This window comes from Mycolicibacterium sediminis (assembly GCF_010731735.1).
Lineage (GTDB): Bacteria > Actinomycetota > Actinomycetes > Mycobacteriales > Mycobacteriaceae > Mycobacterium > Mycobacterium sediminis.
Genome location: NZ_AP022588.1, coordinates 281,055 through 298,543, shown reverse-complemented (window position 1 = coordinate 298,543; position 17,489 = coordinate 281,055). Strand labels below are relative to the sequence as shown.

The following is a 17,489-nucleotide window of genomic DNA, read 5'->3' as shown; positions in this document are numbered from 1 at the left end:
CGGCAGGGCATCAATCAATGCCTTATCAGTGTTGGACGTGCATCGGACGCGATCGTAGGGTGACGCCATGAGCAGCTCGAACCCCCGCACGCCCGTCGTCACCGAGATGCGGGTCGTCCCCGTCGCGGGACACGACGACATGCTGCTGAACCTCAGCGGCGCCCACGGGCCGTTCTTCACCCGGAACCTGGTCATCCTGACCGACTCCGAGGGCCGCACCGGCGTCGGCGAGGTTCCCGGTGGCGCCGCCATCCAGCGCACGCTCGAGGACGCCCGCCCGCTGGTCGAGGGCCGCAGCGTGGGGACCTACAACGCCGTGCTCACCGACATGCGGGCGGCCTTCGCCGACCGGGACGCGGGTGGCCGTGGCGCGCAGACCTTCGACCTGCGCGTGACCGTGCACGCCGTGACGGCCGTCGAATCCGCACTGCTGGATCTGCTCGGCCAGCACCTCGAGGTGCCGGTCGCCGCACTGCTCGGCGACGGCCAGCAGCGCACCCGCGTGCAGGCGCTGGGCTACCTGTTCTTCGTGGGCGACCGGACCAGGACCGACCTCGCCTACCGTTCGGCCGCGGACGAGGGCGCAGACGCCGACGACTGGTTCCGCATCCGGCACGAGGAGGCGCTGACACCGGAGGCCGTGGTCCGTCTCGCCGAGGCGGCGCGCGACCGGTACGGCTTCCGCGACTTCAAGCTCAAGGGCGGCGTGCTGCCCGCAGCGGACGAGGCCAAGGCCGTCATCGCCCTGGCCGACCGGTTCCCCGATGCGCGAATCACCCTCGACCCCAACGGCGGATGGCTGCTCGCCGACGCGATCACGACGTGCCGCGAACTCTCGGACGTGCTCGCCTACGCGGAGGATCCCGTCGGACCCGAGGGCGGCTTCTCCGGCCGTGAGGTCATGGCCGAGTTCAAGCGCGCCACCGGTGTGCGGACCGCCACCAACATGATCGCCACCGACTGGCGCGAGATGGGCCACGCGATCCGCTCCGGTGCCGTCGACATCCCGCTGGCCGATCCGCACTTCTGGACCATGAGCGGGTCGGTACGCGTCGCCCAGCTGTGCGACGCGTGGGGACTCACCTGGGGATCGCACTCCAACAACCACTTCGACGTGTCGCTGGCCATGTTCACCCACGTCGCGGCGGCGGCGCCCGGCGAGGTCACCGCCATCGACACGCACTGGATCTGGCAGGACGGTCAGCGGATCACCAAGGCGCCGTACCAGATCACCGACGGCTACCTCGACGTGCCCGACGCGCCCGGGCTGGGCGTCGAACTCGACGAGGACGCCGTGGCCGCCGCCCACCAGCTCTACCTGGCCGAGGGGCTGGGCGCCCGCGACGACGCGGCCGCCATGCAGTACCTGGTGCCCGGCTGGGAGTTCGACTCCAAACGACCTGCCCTGCAGCGGAACTGACCGTGAAGGTCCTCGTCTCCGACGTCAACCTGGTGCCCCACCGCGCGCGGCTCGAGGCGGGGTTGCCCGCGGGGTGCACCGCCGTCTGGCCGACGGAGCCGGACGCCCTGCTGGCAGATCTGCGAGACGCCGAGGTGTACGTCGGCGGGCGGTTCACCGCCGAGATGGCCGCCGTCGCGGAGAAGCTGCGCCTGGTCCACGTCGCCGGCGCGGGTACCGACCGGGTGGACTTCGCGGCGTTACCCGACGGCGTTCTGGTGGCCAACACCTTTCACCACGAACGGTCGATCGCCGAGTACGTGCTCGCCGCGTCGACCATGCTGCGCCGCGACTTCCTGGCCCAGGACCGTGCGCTGCGCCGCGAGGTGTGGGCGACGGCGGTCTACGACGCCGCGATCCCGCAACCGACCACCCTGCGGGACAGCAGGATCGGGTTCGTCGGGTTCGGCCACATCGGGCAGTGCGCCTGGGAGCTGTTCCGCGCCGTCGGGTCATCGGGCGCCGCGGTCACGGGGTCGGGTCGCCTCGACGCCGAGGCGCACGGGCTGGACTGGGCGGGCGACGTCTCGTCGCTCGACGTGCTGCTGGCCCAGAGCGACGTGGTGGTGGTGTCCGCGCCGCTGACCCCGGAGACGACCGGCATGATCGGCGCCGCGCAGTTGCGGGCCCTCGGGCCCGACGGCGTGCTCGTCAACGTCGGCCGCGGACCACTCGTCGACCAGCGCGCACTGTACGAGGCCCTGCTCAACGGCGGGATCAAGGCCGCCGCCATCGACGTCTGGTACCGGTACCCCTCGGGGCCGGGCGCCACCACGGCACCCGCCGACATGCCGTTCGCCGAACTCGCCAACGTCCTGATGACGCCGCACTCCTCGGGGATCACCACCGACACGTTCCGCGGCCGGGTCGACGACGTCGCCGCCAACGTGGGCCGTCTCGCACGCGGCGAGCCGCTGCGCAACGTCGTCACGCGCTGACCGCTCGTCGCCGCTAGAGTTCACCGGCGATGACCCACTTCGGATACTGCGTGATCGGGGCGGGCATCGTCGGCCTCGCCACCGCCCACCGCCTGCTGACCGACGACCCGGGCGCCACGGTCGCCGTCGTCGAATCCGAGGACGCGGTCGCCCGGCACCAGACCGGGCACAACAGCGGCGTCATCCACTCCGGCATCTACTACGAACCCGGCAGCCTCAAGGCGACGCTCTGCAAGGCGGGGGAGCAGGCCACCAAGGACTTCTGCGCCACCAACGACATCCCCTTCGACGAGTGCGGGAAGCTCATCGTGGCCACCGATCCCGCCGAGGTGACCAGGATGGACGCGCTGGCCGAGCGCGCCGTCGCGAACGGCATCGAGCACCACCGGATCGACCAGCGCGAACTCGGCGAATTCGAACCCGAGGTCGCCGGACTCGCCGCCCTCTTCCTGCCGCGCACCGGCATCGTCGACTACCGCCGGATCTGTACCCGGCTCGCCGAGCTGGTGGTCGCGGGTGGCGGAGTCCTCCGCACCGGTGAGCGGGTCGTCGGGATCGCCGAGGGCCCGACCCGGGTGACGGTGACCACTAATGCCGGCACCCTCACCTGCGATCGTCTGGTGGCCTGCGCCGGTCTGCAGGCCGACCGGGTGGCCGCCATGGCGGGCGTGCACTCCGACGTGCGGATCATGCCGTTCCGCGGCGAGTACTTCCAGCTGCCCGCCGACCGGGCGGGCTTCGTCCGCCGGCTCATCTACCCGGTCCCCGATCCCACGCTGCCATTCCTCGGCGTGCACCTCAGCCCCACGATCGACGGCCGCATCACCGTGGGTCCGAACGCGGTCCTCGGCCTGTCGCGGGAGGGCTACCCGAAGCTGTCGTTCGACGTCCGCGACGTCGCCGACATGGCCCGGTTCCCTGGCGCCTGGCGGGTGGCGCGCTCGCACGTCGCGCTGGGCCTGCGGGAGATCCGCAATTCGGCGTTCACGGGCAGCTACCTCCGCGAATGCCGGCGGTACGCCCCGGCGCTGACGAAGGCCGACCTGCTGCCGCATCCCGCGGGCATCCGCGCGCAGGCGGTCCGGCGGGACGGCACGCTGGTGCACGACTTCGTCGTCGAACGGACCGCACGCATGGTCCACGTGCTCAACTCGCCGTCACCCGCAGCCACCGCGGCGCTTCCGATCGCACGCCACGTCGCGACGCTCGTCGCGTCCTGACTCGGGAGTGCTACCAGTTCTGGTAGCCGCCCTCCGGGCCCAACATGCGCTCGAGCCGCGTGCGGTTGATCCGTGCCAGCTCGTTGCGCACCACCTTGCGCTCGGTCTCGACGTCGTTGTGCAAGCGGTCCGACACCGCAGTCAGCACGTCGTTCGCGCACGCCCCGTCGACGAACATCACGAACCCGAAGCCGAACGTCGTGGCGTAGGTCCTGGCGGCGTCCGACAGGGCCGCCATCACCGACTCGTCGTCGTCCCACACCGAGCACTGTTCGGCCTGCGAGCGGGAGCTGCGTGGGCGGCGGCCGACGTGCGGGCAGGCCTCGAGGATCTGATCGATCGCCGCATCCGACATCGAGAAGAGCAGGGCGTCGGCGTGCCGGTACAGGGCCAGGTGATTCTCGTAGGGGCGGCCCGCGGCCAGCGTGCGAGCCGCCGACATGCTGTTGCAGCACTCGTAGAGCGCATGCACGGCCTTGCGTTCGGGCCACGCGTTGAACGCGTCGAGCCCGACCCCCTGATGCATGAACACGGAGTCCATGATCCGAGGTCGATGGGGCGTACGGGTTACCCCGTGTTACGGCAGTGCTACAACATTCGCGCGTCGGGGGACGGCGTCAGTGGCCGGTGGTCTTGAAGCGCTCGATCGACCGGTTCACCTCGGCCTCGGCCTCCTCGCGGCCGACCCAGCTCGATCCCTTGACGTACTTGCCCGGCTCGAGGTCCTTGTAGTGCACGAAGAAGTGCTCGATGGCCTTCAGTTCGAAGTCGTCGACGTCGCCGATGTCCTGGACGTGGTCCCACCGCGGGTCGCCGGCGGGCACGCAGAGGACCTTGTCGTCGCCACCCTTCTCGTCGGTCATCTGGAACATCGCCACGGGGCGCGCGTCCAGCGCAGCGCCGGGGATGAGGGACTCGGGCAGCAGGACCAGCGCGTCCAGCGGATCGCCGTCCTCACCGAGGGTGTCCTCGATGAAGCCGTAGTCGGTGGGGTAGCCGAACGCGGTGTAGAGGTAGCGGTCCAGCTTCAGCTTGCCGGTCTCGTGATCGACCTCGTACTTGTTGCGCGAACCCTTGGGGATCTCGATGACGACCTCGAACTCCACGGTCGCGGCTCCTTCGTCTGTCAGGCGTGAATGCATCGACTGCGTGCGTCCGCCGACGCCGCGGGTCAACCATAGACGAGCGATACCCTGTCAACTCAGGGCGTTGCTCCGGGGGAATCGACCGGGTTCACTCGGCGATCCCCGGAACGAGGAGTGTCATGCGGCCCACCCGGTGGCGTCGGTCCACCTACGTCCTCGTGGGCGTGGCGGTGCTGGCGGTGGTGGCCGCGCTCGTCCTGGTGGGTGCCGTCTTCACCGCGGACGGCCGATCCTCCACCGCGGCGCAGGCCCTGCCACCGCGACCGGAACCCGCGGTCGCGGAACCCGCGCTGTTCGCGATCGGGGACGTCGCCGCCGAGCCGTCCCGCGCCAAGGTGACGGCACGCCTGGCCCCGCTGGTCGCCGACCCGAACCTCGGAAGGCTGACCGGCCGCGTCACCGACGCCATCACCGGCGCCGAAGTGTGGGCGCAGGGCGCGGCGCTGCCCATGCAACCCGCCTCGACCAACAAGGTCGTCACCACGGCCGCGGCGCTGCTCGCGCTCGACCGCGACGCGACGCTGCAGACCACCGTCCTCACCGACCCGGACAGGCCGGGACTGGTGGTGCTCAAGGGCGGCGGCGACCCGACGCTGTCGGCGGCCGGGCCCAAGACGCCGACCTGGTACCGCAACGCCGCCCGCATCAGCGACCTGGCCGACCAGGTGCGCAAGGCCGGGATCAGGGCGACGGCCGTCGAGGTGGACCTGAGCGCTTACAGCGGACCGACGCTGGCGCCGGGGTGGGATCCGCTGGACATCCAGTACGGCGACATCGCGCCGATGGAGTCGGTCATGCTCGACGGCGGCCGCACCCAGCCGGTCAGCCACGACTCGGTCCGCTCGTTCACCCCCGGTCTCGACGCGGGCCGTGCGCTGGCCGCGGCGCTCGGGGTCGACCCGGCCCGGGTGAGCCAGGTCGTGTCCCCGCTGCGTGACGGCGTCCAGGTCGCGTCGGTGACGTCACCCCCTCTGATGGAACGGTTGCGCGACATGATGAACGCCTCCGACAACGTGATGGCCGAGAGCATCGGCAGGGAGGTCGCGATGGCCGTCGGCAAGCCCGTCAGCTTCGACGGCGCCGCCCGAGCCGTGCTGGACGAGGTGGGCCGCGCGGGCATCGACACCCGCGGTGCCGTGCTGCGCGACGGGAGCGGCCTGTCGGTGGACGACCGTCTGACCGCCGAGACGCTCGACGAGGTGGTCACCGCCGCGGCCGGCCCCGACGAACCCCGGCTGCGCCCGCTCGTCGACCTGTTCCCCATCGCCGGTGGCAGCGGCACGCTGTCCAACCGCTACCTGAACACCGACGCGGCCGGCCTGCTGCGTGCCAAGACCGGCTCGCTGACGGGGACCAACGCGCTGGCGGGCATCGTCACCGATGCCAGCGGCCGCGTGCTCACCTTCACGTTCATCTCCAACGACGCCGGGCCGACCGGGCGTACCTCGCTCGACGCCCTCGCCACCGCCCTCAGCACGTGCGGGTGCGGCGCGTGAGCGGAGCCACGCCCACCGTGGGCCGCACGGTCGACTGGGACTTCGCCGCCACCGTCGGCCGCAGACTGGTCCGCCCCGTACCGCCGACCACCGAGTACACCCGGCGTCAGGCGATCGACGAACTCGCCGAAGCGTCCCGGCGCGCCGAACTGCCGGTGCGCGAGGTGACCGGACTCAACGAGGGCGCCGCCGTCACCGACGCCCGGATCATCGACCGCGGCGAATGGGTCGGTGCGGCAACGGAGTCGATGCGCGTGATGACCGGTGGCGACGGCGGGGAGTCCAGCGGCTTCCTGACCCGCCGTATCACCGGCGCGCAGACCGGGGCGGTGCTCGCGTTCGTGTCGTCCGGCATTCTCGGGCAGTACGACCCCTTTGCCGCCAACGGAGGCGAGTTGCTGCTCGTCTACCCGAACGTGATCACCGTCGAGCGCAACCTGCGGGTGAACCCCAGCGACTTCCGGCTGTGGGTGTGCCTGCACGAGGTCACCCACCGGGTGCAGTTCCGGGCCAACCCGTGGCTGGCCGACCACATGTCGAGTGCGCTCGCGGTGGTCACCGACGAGGCCGGCCAGGACGTCGGCGCGGTGGCGGGCAGGCTCGCCGAGTTCGTCAGGGATCGGCGTTCCGGCGTTGCGCCGCAAACGAACTCGGAGGGCATCATCGGGTTGATGCGGGCCGTCCAGTCGGAACCGCAGCGTGCGGCGCTCGACCGGCTGCTGGTCCTCGGCACCCTCCTCGAGGGACACGCCGATCACGTCATGGACGCCGTCGGACCGGCCGTCGTGCCGTCCGTCGCCACCATCCGGCGCCGGTTCAACGACCGGAGGCAGCGCCGGCAGCCGCCCCTGCAGCGCGTGCTGCGCGCGCTGCTCGGCTTCGACGCGAAGATGAGCCAGTACACCAGGGGCAAGGCCTTCGTCGACGACGTCGTCGCCAAGGTCGGGATGGAACGGTTCAACACGGTGTGGACGAACGCCGAGACCCTGCCGCTGCCAACCGAAGTCGACGAACCCCAGAAATGGATCGACAGGGTTCTCTGACCGCGCTGCGCCGGGCGGTCCTCGAGTTCGAACGCGCGCACGACGTCGGCCCCGACTCGTGGTGCGTCGCCCTGTCGGGCGGCGCCGACTCGTTGGCCCTGACCGCCGTCGCAGCGGCGCTGCGGCCGACGACCGCACTGATCGTCGATCACCGACTGCAACCCGGATCGGCGGAGGTGGCGGCCGAGGCCCGCGAACGTGCCCTCGGATTCGGGTGCGTCGACGCCCGCGTCGTCGAGGTCACGGTGGGCACGGCGGGCGGTCCCGAGGCCGCTGCCCGGACGGCCCGCTACGCCGCGCTCGACGACGCCCGACGCGGGGCGGTGGTGCTGCTCGCCCACACCCTCGACGACCAGGCCGAGACCGTCCTGCTCGGCCTGGGCCGTGGATCGGGCCCGCGGTCGCTGGCAGGCATGCGGGCGTACGACGCGCCGTGGGGCCGGCCGCTGCTCGGGATCCGTCGGGAGGCGACGCACGCGGCGTGCGCCGAACTCGGCGTGGCGCCGTGGCAGGACCCGCACAACGCCGATCCCCGCTACACCCGTGCGCGTCTGCGGGCCGAGGTGCTGCCCCTGCTCGAGGAGGTCCTCGGCGGCGGCGTCGCTGCGGCCCTGGCGCGCACCGCCGCGGCGCTGCGCGAGGACACCGACACCCTCGACGACCAGGCCGGCCACCTGCGGGCCGACATCGTCGAGGACGGCACGCTCGAGACCGCGCGACTGGCCGGGTTGCCCGCCTCGATCCGGCGCCGGGTGATCCGGGGCTGGTTGCTCGACGGCGGTGCGACCGGCCTGACCGACAAGCACATTCGGGGCGTCGACGTCCTGATCACCGACTGGCGCGGCCAGGGCGGGGTGGCCGTCAGCTCGCCGCTGCGAGGCCAGCGGATGTTCGCCGAGCGCCGCGACGGCGAGCTGGTGCTGCGTCGCGAACCGGTGTGATCTGGACCGGATCCGGCGTCGGTGTGGTCGCGTCGATCCGGACGTGGCACGCTGAAGCCGTGCCAGCCCATAGTGCCGCCGAGCAGTATCCGGGTGACATCCAATCGGTGCTCCTGTCCGAGGACGACATCCGGGTCCGCACCGGCGAACTCGCGCAGGAGATCGCCGACGCCTACCGCGAGTCGATCGGTCCCGACGGGCAGGACCTCCTGCTGGTGACGGTGCTCAAGGGCGCCGTCATGTTCGTCACCGACCTGTCGCGCGCGATCCCGATGCCGACGCAGCTCGAGTTCATGGCGGTCAGCTCCTACGGCTCCGCCACCTCGTCGTCCGGGGTGGTCCGGATCCTCAAGGACCTCGACCGCGACATCAACGACCGCGACGTGCTGATCGTCGAGGACATCATCGACTCGGGCCTGACGCTGTCGTGGCTGCTGCGCAACCTGGCCAGCCGGCACCCCCGCTCGCTCAAGGTCTGCACGCTGCTGCGCAAGCCCGACGCCGTGCGCACCGAACTCGACGTCGACTACGTGGGCTTCGACATCCCCAACGAGTTCGTCGTGGGCTACGGCCTCGACTATGCGGAGCGCTACCGCGATCTGCCCTTCATCGGCACCCTCGACCCGAAGGTGTACGAAGCCTGATCGTCAGGAGCACGACGTGACCTCAGCCCCAGTCGCCGCGAACGGTTCGACCGCCGCGGAGCACACCCACACCGCGCTGCGGATCTGTCCGTTCTGCGAGGCGACCTGCGGCCTGGTCCTGACCATCGACGCGGGCACGGTCATCGCCGCGCGCGGGGACCGCGACGACGTGTTCAGCGCCGGGTTCGTCTGCCCGAAGGGCGCCAGCTTCGGTGAACTCGACGGCGACCCGGACCGGCTGACGGCACCGCTCGTCCGTCGGGACGGAGAACTCGTCGAGGCCACCTGGGACGAGGCGTTCCAGTCCGTCGCCGACGGGTTGGGGGCCGTGGTGCGCGACCACGGCGGACCGTCGGTCGCGGTGTACGCCGGCAACCCCAACGCCCACACCATCGCGGGCGCGCTGTACGTCCCCCTGGTGATCAAGGGGCTCGGCACCCGCATGACGTTCTCGGCGAGCACGCTCGACCAGATGCCCAAGCACGTCTCGCTCGGCATGACGTTCGGCAACCCGCTGGCGTTCACGGTGCCCGACGTCGACCGCACCGACCACCTCGTCGTCATCGGCGCGAACCCGCTGGTGTCCAACGGAAGCCTGGCCACCGTCGCGGACTTCCCCGGCAAGCTGAAGGCCCTGCGCAAGCGCGGCGGCCGGCTGGTCGTCATCGATCCGGCGCGGACCCGTACCGCCGACCTCGCCGACCACCACATCGCCCCGCGCCCCGGGACGGATGCCGCCCTCTTGCTGGCGGTGGTGCACACGCTGTTCGACGAGGACCTGGTGACGCTGGGCGCGCTCGCCGACCACGTCGTCGGCGTCGACGAGGTCCGCGCGGTGGCCGACGACTTCGCCCCCGAGGCGGTGGCCGGGTACTGCGGTGTGCCCCCCGACGAGATCCGCACCGTCGCACGTGAACTCGCGGCCGCACCGTCGAGCGTCGTGTACGGCAGGATGGGCACCTCGACCGTCGAGTTCGGCACGGTGGGCAGCTGGCTCGTCGACGTCGTCAACGTCCTCACCGGGAACCTCGACAGTCCCGGCGGCGCCATGTTCCCCCAGTCTCCGGTCTCCGCAGCCCCACGCCCGCCCAAGCCGGGCAGGGGTTTTCGCACCGGACGGTGGCACAGCCGGGTGTCCGGTCACCCCGAGGTGCTCTCCGAACTGCCCGCGTCCGCACTGGCCGAGGAACTCGAGACGCCAGGGGAGGGTCAGGCCAGGGCGGTCATCACGATCGCGGGCAACCCGGTGCTGTCCGCGCCCGACGGCGACCGGCTCGGTCATGCCCTCGAGGGCGTCGACTTCATGCTGAGCATCGACCCGTACCTCAACGAGACCACCCGGCACGCCGACGTGATCCTGCCGCCCCCGCCGCCGTCGCAGAGCGCGCACTTCGACGTCGCGCTCAGCAGCACCCCGGTCCGCAACAACGCGCGCTACTCGCCGCCCGCGGTCGACCTGCCGCCGGGCAGGCCCGACGAGCCCGAGATCCTGTCGCGCATCGCGCTGATCCTCTACGGCCTCGGGCCGTTCGCCGACCCCGCGCTCGTCGACGAGCAGGTCATCGCCGCGACGCTGGCCAAGGAGACCGCCGACCCGGACTCACCGGTCGCCGGCCGCGACCCGGCCGAGCTGGTCGAGCTGCTCGCACCCGGCCGCGGCTACGAGCGCAGGCTGGACATGATGCTGCGGATGGGGCCGTACGGCGACTGGTTCGGCGCCCGGCCGGACGGGCTGACGCTGCAGCGCCTCAAGGACACCCCGCACGGCATCGACTTCGGCGCGCTGCGGCCGCGGCTCACCGAGATCCTCCGAACCCCCTCGGGCAAGGTCGAACTCGCGCCGCCGTCGATCGTCGAGGACGTGGCACGGCTGCGCTCGGCGCTGACCCGCGGCGCCGACGGCTTCGTCCTGATCGGCCGACGGCACCTGCGCTCCAACAACAGCTGGATGCACAACCTGCCCGCGCTGTCGGGCGGCACCAACCGGTGCACCCTGCAGATCCACCCCGCCGACGCGGCCGAACTCGGCGTCACCGACCGTGCCCGCATCAAGGGACCCGGCGGCGAACTCGAGGCACCCGTCGAACTGACCGACGCGCTGCGGCGCGGCGTGGTGTCGCTACCGCACGGCTGGGGTCACGACGCCGCCGGTGTCCGGCAGACCGTCGCCGCCGGACACCCCGGGGTCAACGTCAACCAGCTCAACGACGGCACGTCGCTCGACCCGCTGTCCGGCACCGCGGTGCTCAACGGCATCCCGGTGCAGATCTCCCCGGCCTAGCTTTCTCGGCGCGAGCCCTCCGGCGAGCAGACGCGAAATCCCCTCATTCGGGGTGAAAAAGGGGAGTTCGTGTCTGCTCGCGGGAAGGGGTTAGGCGAGTTCCCAGACGACGGTGACCGAGAAGCCGACCGTCTGCTGACCCGGCTCCAGCGGGGGCGCCGACGCGGCCTCCATCGCGCCGTAGCGCGGCATCGGCATCGGCGGCGGCGTGTCGGCGCCGGCCTCGGTGATCGAGATGACGTTGCCGAGGCCCAACCCTGACAGGTCGGCGTACTGCTGAGCGCGGTCCTTGGCGTCCTCGAACGCGCGGGTCCGGGCGTCCTTCACCAACTGCGAGTCGTCCTCGATGGAGAAGTTCACCGAGTTGATCCGCGTGGCGTTGCCGCCGGCGGTCTGGACCGCGGCGATCGTGGGGGAGGCGGCCTCCACCTTGCGAATCTTGACCGCGATCGAGTTGCTCGCCTGATACCCGGTGATGACCGAGTTGTCGGCGTACTGCGGGTTGAGCGTGACCTGGGTGGTGCTGACGTCCTTGCGGTCGATGCCCTGGGCGACGACGGCGTCGATCACCGCGGTCATCCGCTCGTTGGTCTGGTTCATGGCGGCGGTGGCATCCGAGGCGATCGACTCGATGGCGGCGTTCACGGTGACGGTGTCCGGCGTGCCCTGGACCTTGCCCGCGCCCACGACCGTGACCTGCCTCGGAGCCGGTCCGTCCGGCCCGGCGACCGGACCGGCCGGTGTCGAGTCGCACGCCGCGAGGCCGGCGACGACCAGGCCCGCGACCGCGACGACGAGGACTTTGATCGGCTTCTTCGACCACGCGCTCACTGACATACGAGGCACCCTACATACGAGGCACCCGGCGTCCGGACGTCCCGAGCGCCCGCCGGCGACGGGCGTCCGGGCTCTCGGGAACAATCGTTCGTTGGTCTAGCGGTAACCTGGAACAACTCATCTGTGCGTATCGGAAGGACCTGGCCTACCTGCTCGTGACACGAGCATCTCGCTGGCCTATGAAACGATGAATCGAAAGAACGTCATCCGCACCCTCACCGCCATCGCGGTGGTGCTGCTCCTGGGTTGGTCATTCTTCTACTTCAGTGACGACACCCGCGGCTACAAGCCGGTCGACACGTCGGTGGCGATCGCCCAGATCAACGGCGACAACGTCAACAGCGCACAGATCGACGACCGTGAGCAACAGGTTCGCCTCGACCTGAAGAACGGCAACGGCGACACCGAGGACAGCAACAAGATCATCACCAAGTACCCCACCGGGTACGGGGTCGATCTGTTCAACTCGCTGAACGCCAAGAACGCCAAGGTCAACACCGTCGTGAATCAGGGCAGCGTGTTCGGCTCGCTGCTGATCTACCTGCTGCCGCTGCTCCTGCTCGTCGGCCTGTTCGTGATGTTCTCCCGCATGCAGTCCGGTGGCCGGATGGGCTTCGGGTTCGGCAAGTCGAAGGCCAAGCAGCTCAACAAGGACCTGCCCAAGACCACGTTCGCCGACGTCGCAGGCGTCGACGAGGCGGTCGAGGAGCTGTACGAGATCAAGGACTTCCTGCAGAACCCCACCCGGTATCAGGCGCTGGGCGCCAAGATCCCGAAGGGCGTGCTGCTCTACGGCCCGCCCGGAACGGGCAAGACGCTGCTCGCCCGGGCCGTGGCCGGCGAGGCCGAGGTGCCGTTCTTCACGATCTCGGGCTCGGACTTCGTCGAGATGTTCGTCGGTGTCGGCGCCTCGCGCGTCCGCGACATGTTCGAGCAGGCCAAGCAGAACAGCCCGTGCATCATCTTCGTCGACGAGATCGACGCCGTCGGTCGCCAGCGTGGCGCCGGTCTGGGCGGCGGCCACGACGAGCGCGAGCAGACCCTCAACCAGCTGCTGGTCGAGATGGACGGCTTCGGCGACCGGCAGGGCGTCATCCTGATCGCCGCCACCAACCGGCCCGACATCCTCGACCCCGCCCTGCTCCGGCCGGGTCGCTTCGACCGGCAGATCCCGGTGTCCGCCCCAGACATCGCCGGCCGCCGTGCCGTCCTCAAGGTGCACTCGGCGGGCAAGCCGATCGCCCCCGACGCCGACCTCGACGGGCTGGCCAAGCGCACCGTCGGCATGTCGGGCGCCGACCTGGCGAACGTCATCAACGAGGCCGCGCTGCTCACCGCGCGCGAGAACGGCACCGTCATCACGGGCGCCGCGCTCGAGGAGGCCGTCGACCGCGTCGTCGGTGGTCCGCGTCGCAAGGGCCGGATCATCAGCGAGCACGAGAAGAAGATCACCGCCTACCACGAAGGTGGCCACACCCTCGCGGCGTGGGCGATGCCCGACATCGAACCCATCTACAAGGTGACGATCCTGGCCCGCGGCCGCACAGGCGGTCACGCCGTCGCCGTCCCCGAGGACGACAAGAGCCTGATGACGCGCTCGGAGATGATCGCGCGCCTGGTCTTCGCCATGGGCGGACGCGCCGCCGAGGAACTGGTGTTCCGCGAGCCCACGACCGGAGCGGTGTCCGACATCGAGCAGGCCACGAAGATCGCCCGCGCGATGGTCACCGAGTACGGCATGAGTTCGAAGCTGGGCGCGGTCCGGTACGGCACCGAGCACGGCGACCCCTTCCTCGGTCGTTCGATGGGCAACCAGGCGGACTACAGCCACGAGGTCGCCCAGATCATCGACGACGAGGTGCGCAAGCTGATCGAGGCCGCGCACACCGAGGCGTGGGAGATCCTGACCGAGTACCGCGACGTGCTCGACATCCTCGCCGGCGAACTGCTGGAGAAGGAGACGCTGCACCGCGTCGAACTCGAGGCGATCTTCGGCGACGTCGCCAAGCGTCCCCGCCTGACCATGTTCGACGACTTCGGCGGGCGCGTGCCGTCCGACAAGCCGCCGATCAAGACGCCGGGCGAACTCGCCATCGAGCGCGGTGAGGAATGGCCCCGGCCCACACCGGAGCCCGCGTTCAAGCTGGCGATCGCCGAGGCCAGTCGTGCGGCCGAGGCACGCAACGGGCGCAACGGCAGCAACGGGCACGGCCCCGGCCAGAACGGCAACGGCAACGGCTCCCACGCCAACGGCGCCCCGGTCAACGGTGCTCCAAACGGCGCCGTGGCACCCGACTACGGTGCGCCCGCCGGCTGGCACGCCCCGGGCTGGCCGCCACGCCCGGATCAGCAGCAGCAGCCCTACCCGCCGCAGCAGGGCGGGTATCCGCCGCCGCAGCAGGGCTACTGGTACCCGCCGCCGCCCCCGCCGCACCAGCAGTCGGGGTGGCCGCAGCATCCTGGTGCCCCGATGCCCTACCCGCCCGGGCAGCAGTACCCGCAGCCCGGACCGCAGAGTGGCTCGTCGCACGGCGAACAGGAGCACGGTGACCGTTCCGAGGACCGACCCACGCCGCCTCCTCCCGGCTGACGACGAAATGAGCACCACATGACGCAGGCCGAATTGGACCCGATCGTGCGCAACCCGATCTCGGAGTTCGATCAGGAGCGCGCGGAGGCCGCGGTACGTGAACTGCTCATCGCCGTCGGCGAGGACCCCGACCGGCACGGTCTGATCGACACCCCGGCACGCGTCGCCCGGGCGTACAAGGAGATCTTCGCGGGGCTCTACACCGACCCCGACACGGTGCTCGACACGACCTTCGACGAGCAGCACGACGAGTTGGTGCTGGTCAAGGAGATCCCGATGTACTCCACCTGCGAGCACCACCTGGTGTCGTTCCACGGGGTGGCACACGTCGGCTACATCCCCGGCATCGACGGTCGGGTGACGGGACTGTCGAAGATCGCCCGGCTGGTCGATCTCTACGCCAAGCGGCCGCAGGTGCAGGAGCGGCTCACCGCGCAGATCGCCGACGGCCTCATGCGCAAGCTCAACCCCCGCGGAGCGATCGTCGTCATCGAGGCCGAGCACCTCTGCATGGCGATGCGCGGCGTCCGCAAGCCCGGGGCCACCACGACGACGTCAGCGGTGCGCGGTCAGTTCAAGACCGACAAGGCATCCCGGTCCGAGGCGCTGGACCTGATCCTGCGACGGTGAGTCGGCCACGCATCACCCTCCGTCCCGTCGCGTCGCGTGCCCCGGTGGTGATGGGGGTCGTCAACGTCACCGACGACTCCTTCTCCGACGGTGGACTGTTCCTCGACCACGACCGCGCGATCGGCCAGGCGCTCCGCCTGGTCGCCGAGGGCGCCTCGATCATCGACGTGGGCGGAGAGTCCACCCGCCCCGGCGCGGTCCGCATCGGCGCCGCGGTGGAGATGGACCGCGTGCTGCCGGTGGTGAAGGCACTCGCCGACGAGGACGTCACGGTCAGCATCGACACCATGCACGCAGACGTCGCCCGCGCGGCACTCGAACACGGCGCCCGCATCGTGAACGACGTGTCCGGCGGCAGGGCCGATCCCGCGATGGCCCCGTTGCTGGCCGACGCCGGGGTGCCCTGGGTGCTGATGCACTGGCGCTCGGTGTCCGCCGACCGCCCGCACCACGTCCCCGACTACGGCGACGTGGTCGCCGACGTCCGCGACGAACTGCTCGCCGGCGTCGACGCCGCCGTGCGTGCGGGCGTCGACCCGGACAAATTGGTCATCGATCCCGGGCTCGGCTTCGCCAAGTCCGGCGAACACAACTGGGCGCTGCTGCACGCGCTACCCGAACTCGTTGCCACCGGCGTCCCGGTCCTCGTCGGCGCGTCGCGCAAGCGGTTCCTCGGAACGTTGCTCGCCGATCACGACGGGGAGGTGCGGCCACCCGACGGCCGCGAGACCGCGACCGCCGTCATCTCGGCGTTGGCCGGCCTGCACGGCGCCTGGGGCGTGCGGGTGCACGACGTCCGTGCCACGGTCGACGCGCTGAAGGTCCTCCGGGCCTGGGAAGGGGACGCATGACCGACCGAATAGAGTTGCGCGGGTTGACCGTTCGCGGCAATCACGGGGTGTTCGAGCACGAGAGGGCCGACGGCCAGGACTTCGTCGTCGACCTGACGGTGTGGGTGGACCTCGCCGCGGCGGCCGCCAGCGACGACCTCGTCGACACGCTCGACTACGGTGCGCTCGCCCAGAACGCCGCCGCGATCGTCGCCGGACCACCGCGGAACCTCATCGAGACGGTGGCGGCCGAGATCGCGAACGACGTGATGACCGACGCCCGGGTGCACGCCGTCGAGGTTGCCGTGCACAAGCCGCACGCGCCGATCCCGCTGACCTTCGGCGACGTCGCCGTGGTGGCGCGCCGATCCAGGCGAGGCGAACGCGGCCAGTGACCGTCGTGGTGTTGTCGATCGGCTCGAACGTCGGGGACAGGTTGGGCCACCTGCAGTCCGTGGTCGACGGCCTGCGTCCCGCGGTCCGCGCGGTGTCTCCGGTCTTCGAGACCGACGCGTGGGGTGGCGTCGAGCAGGGACCGTTCCTCAACGCGGTCCTCATCGCCGACGCCCCGGACCTCGACTGCGCCGACTGGCTCCGCCGCGGCCAGGAGCTAGAGCGGGCCGCGGACCGGGTTCGCGAAACCCATTGGGGCCCGCGCACTCTGGACGTCGACGTCGTGACCTGTCATGACGGTTCGGACGAGGTGCGCTCCGACGACACGATGCTGATCCTGCCGCACCCGCACGCGCACGAACGGGCCTTCGTCCTCGTACCGTGGCTCGCAGCCGACCCGACCGCCCAGCTCACCGTCGGCGACGTTCGCCGGCCGGTCGCCGACGTCCTCGCCGACCTCGACGCGGCCGAACTCGCCGGCGTGCGTGCCACCGACCTCGCGCTGAGGCTCTGATGGGCCCCACCCGCAGGCGGGACCTGGCCGCGGCGACCGCGGTGGTCGCGGTCGTCGGCTACGTGCTGGTGACCGCTCTCTACCGGTGGTTCCCGCCACTGACGGTGTGGACGGGGCTGTCGTTGCTGGCGGTCGCGGGCGCCGAGGCCGGGTGGGGCTTCTACGTCCGGTCCAAGATCGCCGCGGGTGAGATCGGGCCGGGCTCGGGACGGGTCCACCCGCTCGCGGTCGCGCGCTCGGTGATGGTGGCCAAGGCGTCGGCGTGGGTGGGTGCGCTGGTCGTCGGCTGGTGGCTCGCCGTCGTGGTCTATCTGCTTCCGCGGCGCGACGAGTTGAGGGTGGCGGCGGACGACACGGCGGGTGCGGTCGTCGCCGCGGCGAGTGCGCTCGCGCTGGTGGTGGGAGCGCTGTGGCTGGAGCATTGCTGCAGGTCCCCGGACGAACCGCCCGGCGATCCCGACGGCGCCGGCGAGTAGCCGTCCGCCTGCGCCTGACGCGCGAATCGCGGCGAGGGCGACACGCGATCTG

17 protein-coding genes are annotated in these 17,489 nt (G+C 71.0%); 14 read left to right on the top strand and 3 right to left on the bottom strand.

Annotated elements, in window-relative coordinates; all coding sequences use genetic code 11:
* The first annotated feature begins 67 nt into the window (after nt 1-67).
* Genes G6N64_RS01555 through lhgO form a run of 3 tightly spaced genes read left to right on the top strand, consistent with a single transcriptional unit; the run spans nt 68 to nt 3,617 of the window.
* Entirely contained in the window at nt 68-1,420 is a 1,353-nt protein-coding gene (locus G6N64_RS01555) for an enolase C-terminal domain-like protein (RefSeq protein WP_163795316.1), read from the top strand.
* 2 nt (nt 1,421-1,422) lie between these two features.
* Entirely contained in the window at nt 1,423-2,397 is a 975-nt protein-coding gene (locus G6N64_RS01550) for a 2-hydroxyacid dehydrogenase (RefSeq protein ID WP_163795315.1), read from the top strand.
* A gap of 29 nt (nt 2,398-2,426) precedes the next feature.
* Nucleotides 2,427-3,617 (top strand): L-2-hydroxyglutarate dehydrogenase, encoded by a 1,191-nt coding sequence (lhgO, locus tag G6N64_RS01545; RefSeq protein WP_163795314.1) that lies wholly within the window; start codon nt 2,427-2,429, stop codon nt 3,615-3,617.
* A 10-nt stretch (nt 3,618-3,627) separates the two neighbouring features.
* Here lhgO and G6N64_RS01540 read toward each other — a convergent pair whose 3' ends face one another.
* Nucleotides 3,628-4,149, bottom strand: coding sequence for a 2-oxo-4-hydroxy-4-carboxy-5-ureidoimidazoline decarboxylase (locus G6N64_RS01540; RefSeq protein ID WP_246230886.1), 522 nt, complete (start codon nt 4,147-4,149; stop codon nt 3,628-3,630).
* Between the two features lie 85 nt (nt 4,150-4,234).
* Entirely contained in the window at nt 4,235-4,723 is a 489-nt protein-coding gene (locus G6N64_RS01535) for an inorganic diphosphatase (RefSeq protein ID WP_163795313.1), read from the bottom strand.
* A gap of 158 nt (nt 4,724-4,881) precedes the next feature.
* On the opposite strand from G6N64_RS01535, the gene dacB reads away from it, so the two are divergent.
* Genes dacB through G6N64_RS01510 form a run of 5 tightly spaced genes read left to right on the top strand, consistent with a single transcriptional unit; the run spans nt 4,882 to nt 11,167 of the window.
* The gene (gene dacB, locus G6N64_RS01530; protein ID WP_163795312.1) at nt 4,882-6,258 is read left to right on the top strand and encodes a D-alanyl-D-alanine carboxypeptidase/D-alanyl-D-alanine endopeptidase; all 1,377 of its coding nucleotides are present in this window, start codon (nt 4,882-4,884) and stop codon (nt 6,256-6,258) included.
* Nucleotides 6,255-7,301, top strand: coding sequence for an Rv3626c family coenzyme F420 biosynthesis-associated protein (locus tag G6N64_RS01525; RefSeq protein WP_163795311.1), 1,047 nt, complete (start codon nt 6,255-6,257; stop codon nt 7,299-7,301). The genes dacB and G6N64_RS01525 overlap by 4 nt, the downstream gene beginning before the upstream one ends.
* Nucleotides 7,280-8,242: a tRNA lysidine(34) synthetase TilS gene (gene tilS, locus G6N64_RS01520; protein WP_163795310.1), complete on the top strand. Its 963-nt coding sequence runs from the start codon at nt 7,280-7,282 to the stop codon at nt 8,240-8,242. Before G6N64_RS01525 ends, tilS begins: the two co-directional genes overlap by 22 nt.
* A 59-nt stretch (nt 8,243-8,301) precedes the next feature.
* On the top strand, nt 8,302-8,886 hold the full coding sequence (hpt, locus tag G6N64_RS01515) for a hypoxanthine phosphoribosyltransferase (RefSeq protein ID WP_174266738.1): 585 nt from the start codon (nt 8,302-8,304) through the stop codon (nt 8,884-8,886).
* 16 nt (nt 8,887-8,902) lie between these two features.
* A complete protein-coding gene (locus G6N64_RS01510) occupies nt 8,903-11,167 on the top strand; it encodes a molybdopterin-dependent oxidoreductase (protein ID WP_246230885.1) in 2,265 nt (754 codons plus the stop codon).
* Between the two features lie 90 nt (nt 11,168-11,257).
* On the opposite strand, the gene G6N64_RS01505 is transcribed toward G6N64_RS01510, so the two are convergent.
* Nucleotides 11,258-12,004 (bottom strand): SIMPL domain-containing protein, encoded by a 747-nt coding sequence (locus tag G6N64_RS01505; protein ID WP_163795308.1) that lies wholly within the window; start codon nt 12,002-12,004, stop codon nt 11,258-11,260.
* A gap of 187 nt (nt 12,005-12,191) precedes the next feature.
* Here G6N64_RS01505 and ftsH point away from each other — a divergent pair, with 187 nt between their 5' ends.
* The 6 genes from ftsH to G6N64_RS01475 are packed head-to-tail and all read left to right on the top strand — an operon-like array spanning nt 12,192 to nt 17,437.
* Nucleotides 12,192-14,594, top strand: a complete 2,403-nt coding sequence (ftsH, locus tag G6N64_RS01500; RefSeq protein ID WP_246230884.1) for an ATP-dependent zinc metalloprotease FtsH — start codon at nt 12,192-12,194, stop codon at nt 14,592-14,594.
* An 18-nt stretch (nt 14,595-14,612) separates the two neighbouring features.
* Nucleotides 14,613-15,224: a GTP cyclohydrolase I FolE gene (gene folE, locus G6N64_RS01495; RefSeq protein WP_163795307.1), complete on the top strand. Its 612-nt coding sequence runs from the start codon at nt 14,613-14,615 to the stop codon at nt 15,222-15,224.
* A gap of 50 nt (nt 15,225-15,274) precedes the next feature.
* Nucleotides 15,275-16,075, top strand: a complete 801-nt coding sequence (gene folP / locus G6N64_RS01490) for a dihydropteroate synthase (protein WP_163801357.1) — start codon at nt 15,275-15,277, stop codon at nt 16,073-16,075.
* On the top strand, nt 16,072-16,449 hold the full coding sequence (folB, locus tag G6N64_RS01485; protein ID WP_163795306.1) for a dihydroneopterin aldolase: 378 nt from the start codon (nt 16,072-16,074) through the stop codon (nt 16,447-16,449). Before folP ends, folB begins: the two co-directional genes overlap by 4 nt.
* Nucleotides 16,446-16,961, top strand: coding sequence for a 2-amino-4-hydroxy-6-hydroxymethyldihydropteridine diphosphokinase (gene folK, locus G6N64_RS01480; RefSeq protein ID WP_163795305.1), 516 nt, complete (start codon nt 16,446-16,448; stop codon nt 16,959-16,961). Before folB ends, folK begins: the two co-directional genes overlap by 4 nt.
* Nucleotides 16,961-17,437, top strand: coding sequence for a DUF3180 domain-containing protein (locus G6N64_RS01475; protein ID WP_163795304.1), 477 nt, complete (start codon nt 16,961-16,963; stop codon nt 17,435-17,437). The genes folK and G6N64_RS01475 overlap by 1 nt, the downstream gene beginning before the upstream one ends.
* The last annotated feature ends 52 nt before the right edge of the window (nt 17,438-17,489 follow it).

Coding starts and splice junctions, on each gene's coding strand:
- dacB (WP_163795312.1), top strand. CDS start 4,882: ATGCGGCCCACCCGGTGGCGTCGGTCCACCTACGTCCTCGTGGGCGTG.
- folB (WP_163795306.1), top strand. CDS start 16,072: ATGACCGACCGAATAGAGTTGCGCGGGTTGACCGTTCGCGGCAATCAC.
- lhgO (WP_163795314.1), top strand. CDS start 2,427: ATGACCCACTTCGGATACTGCGTGATCGGGGCGGGCATCGTCGGCCTC.
- G6N64_RS01505 (WP_163795308.1), bottom strand. CDS start 12,004: ATGTCAGTGAGCGCGTGGTCGAAGAAGCCGATCAAAGTCCTCGTCGTC.
- ftsH (WP_246230884.1), top strand. CDS start 12,192: ATGAATCGAAAGAACGTCATCCGCACCCTCACCGCCATCGCGGTGGTG.
- G6N64_RS01475 (WP_163795304.1), top strand. CDS start 16,961: ATGGGCCCCACCCGCAGGCGGGACCTGGCCGCGGCGACCGCGGTGGTC.
- folP (WP_163801357.1), top strand. CDS start 15,275: ATGGGGGTCGTCAACGTCACCGACGACTCCTTCTCCGACGGTGGACTG.
- G6N64_RS01555 (WP_163795316.1), top strand. CDS start 68: ATGAGCAGCTCGAACCCCCGCACGCCCGTCGTCACCGAGATGCGGGTC.
- tilS (WP_163795310.1), top strand. CDS start 7,280: ATGGATCGACAGGGTTCTCTGACCGCGCTGCGCCGGGCGGTCCTCGAG.
- folE (WP_163795307.1), top strand. CDS start 14,613: ATGACGCAGGCCGAATTGGACCCGATCGTGCGCAACCCGATCTCGGAG.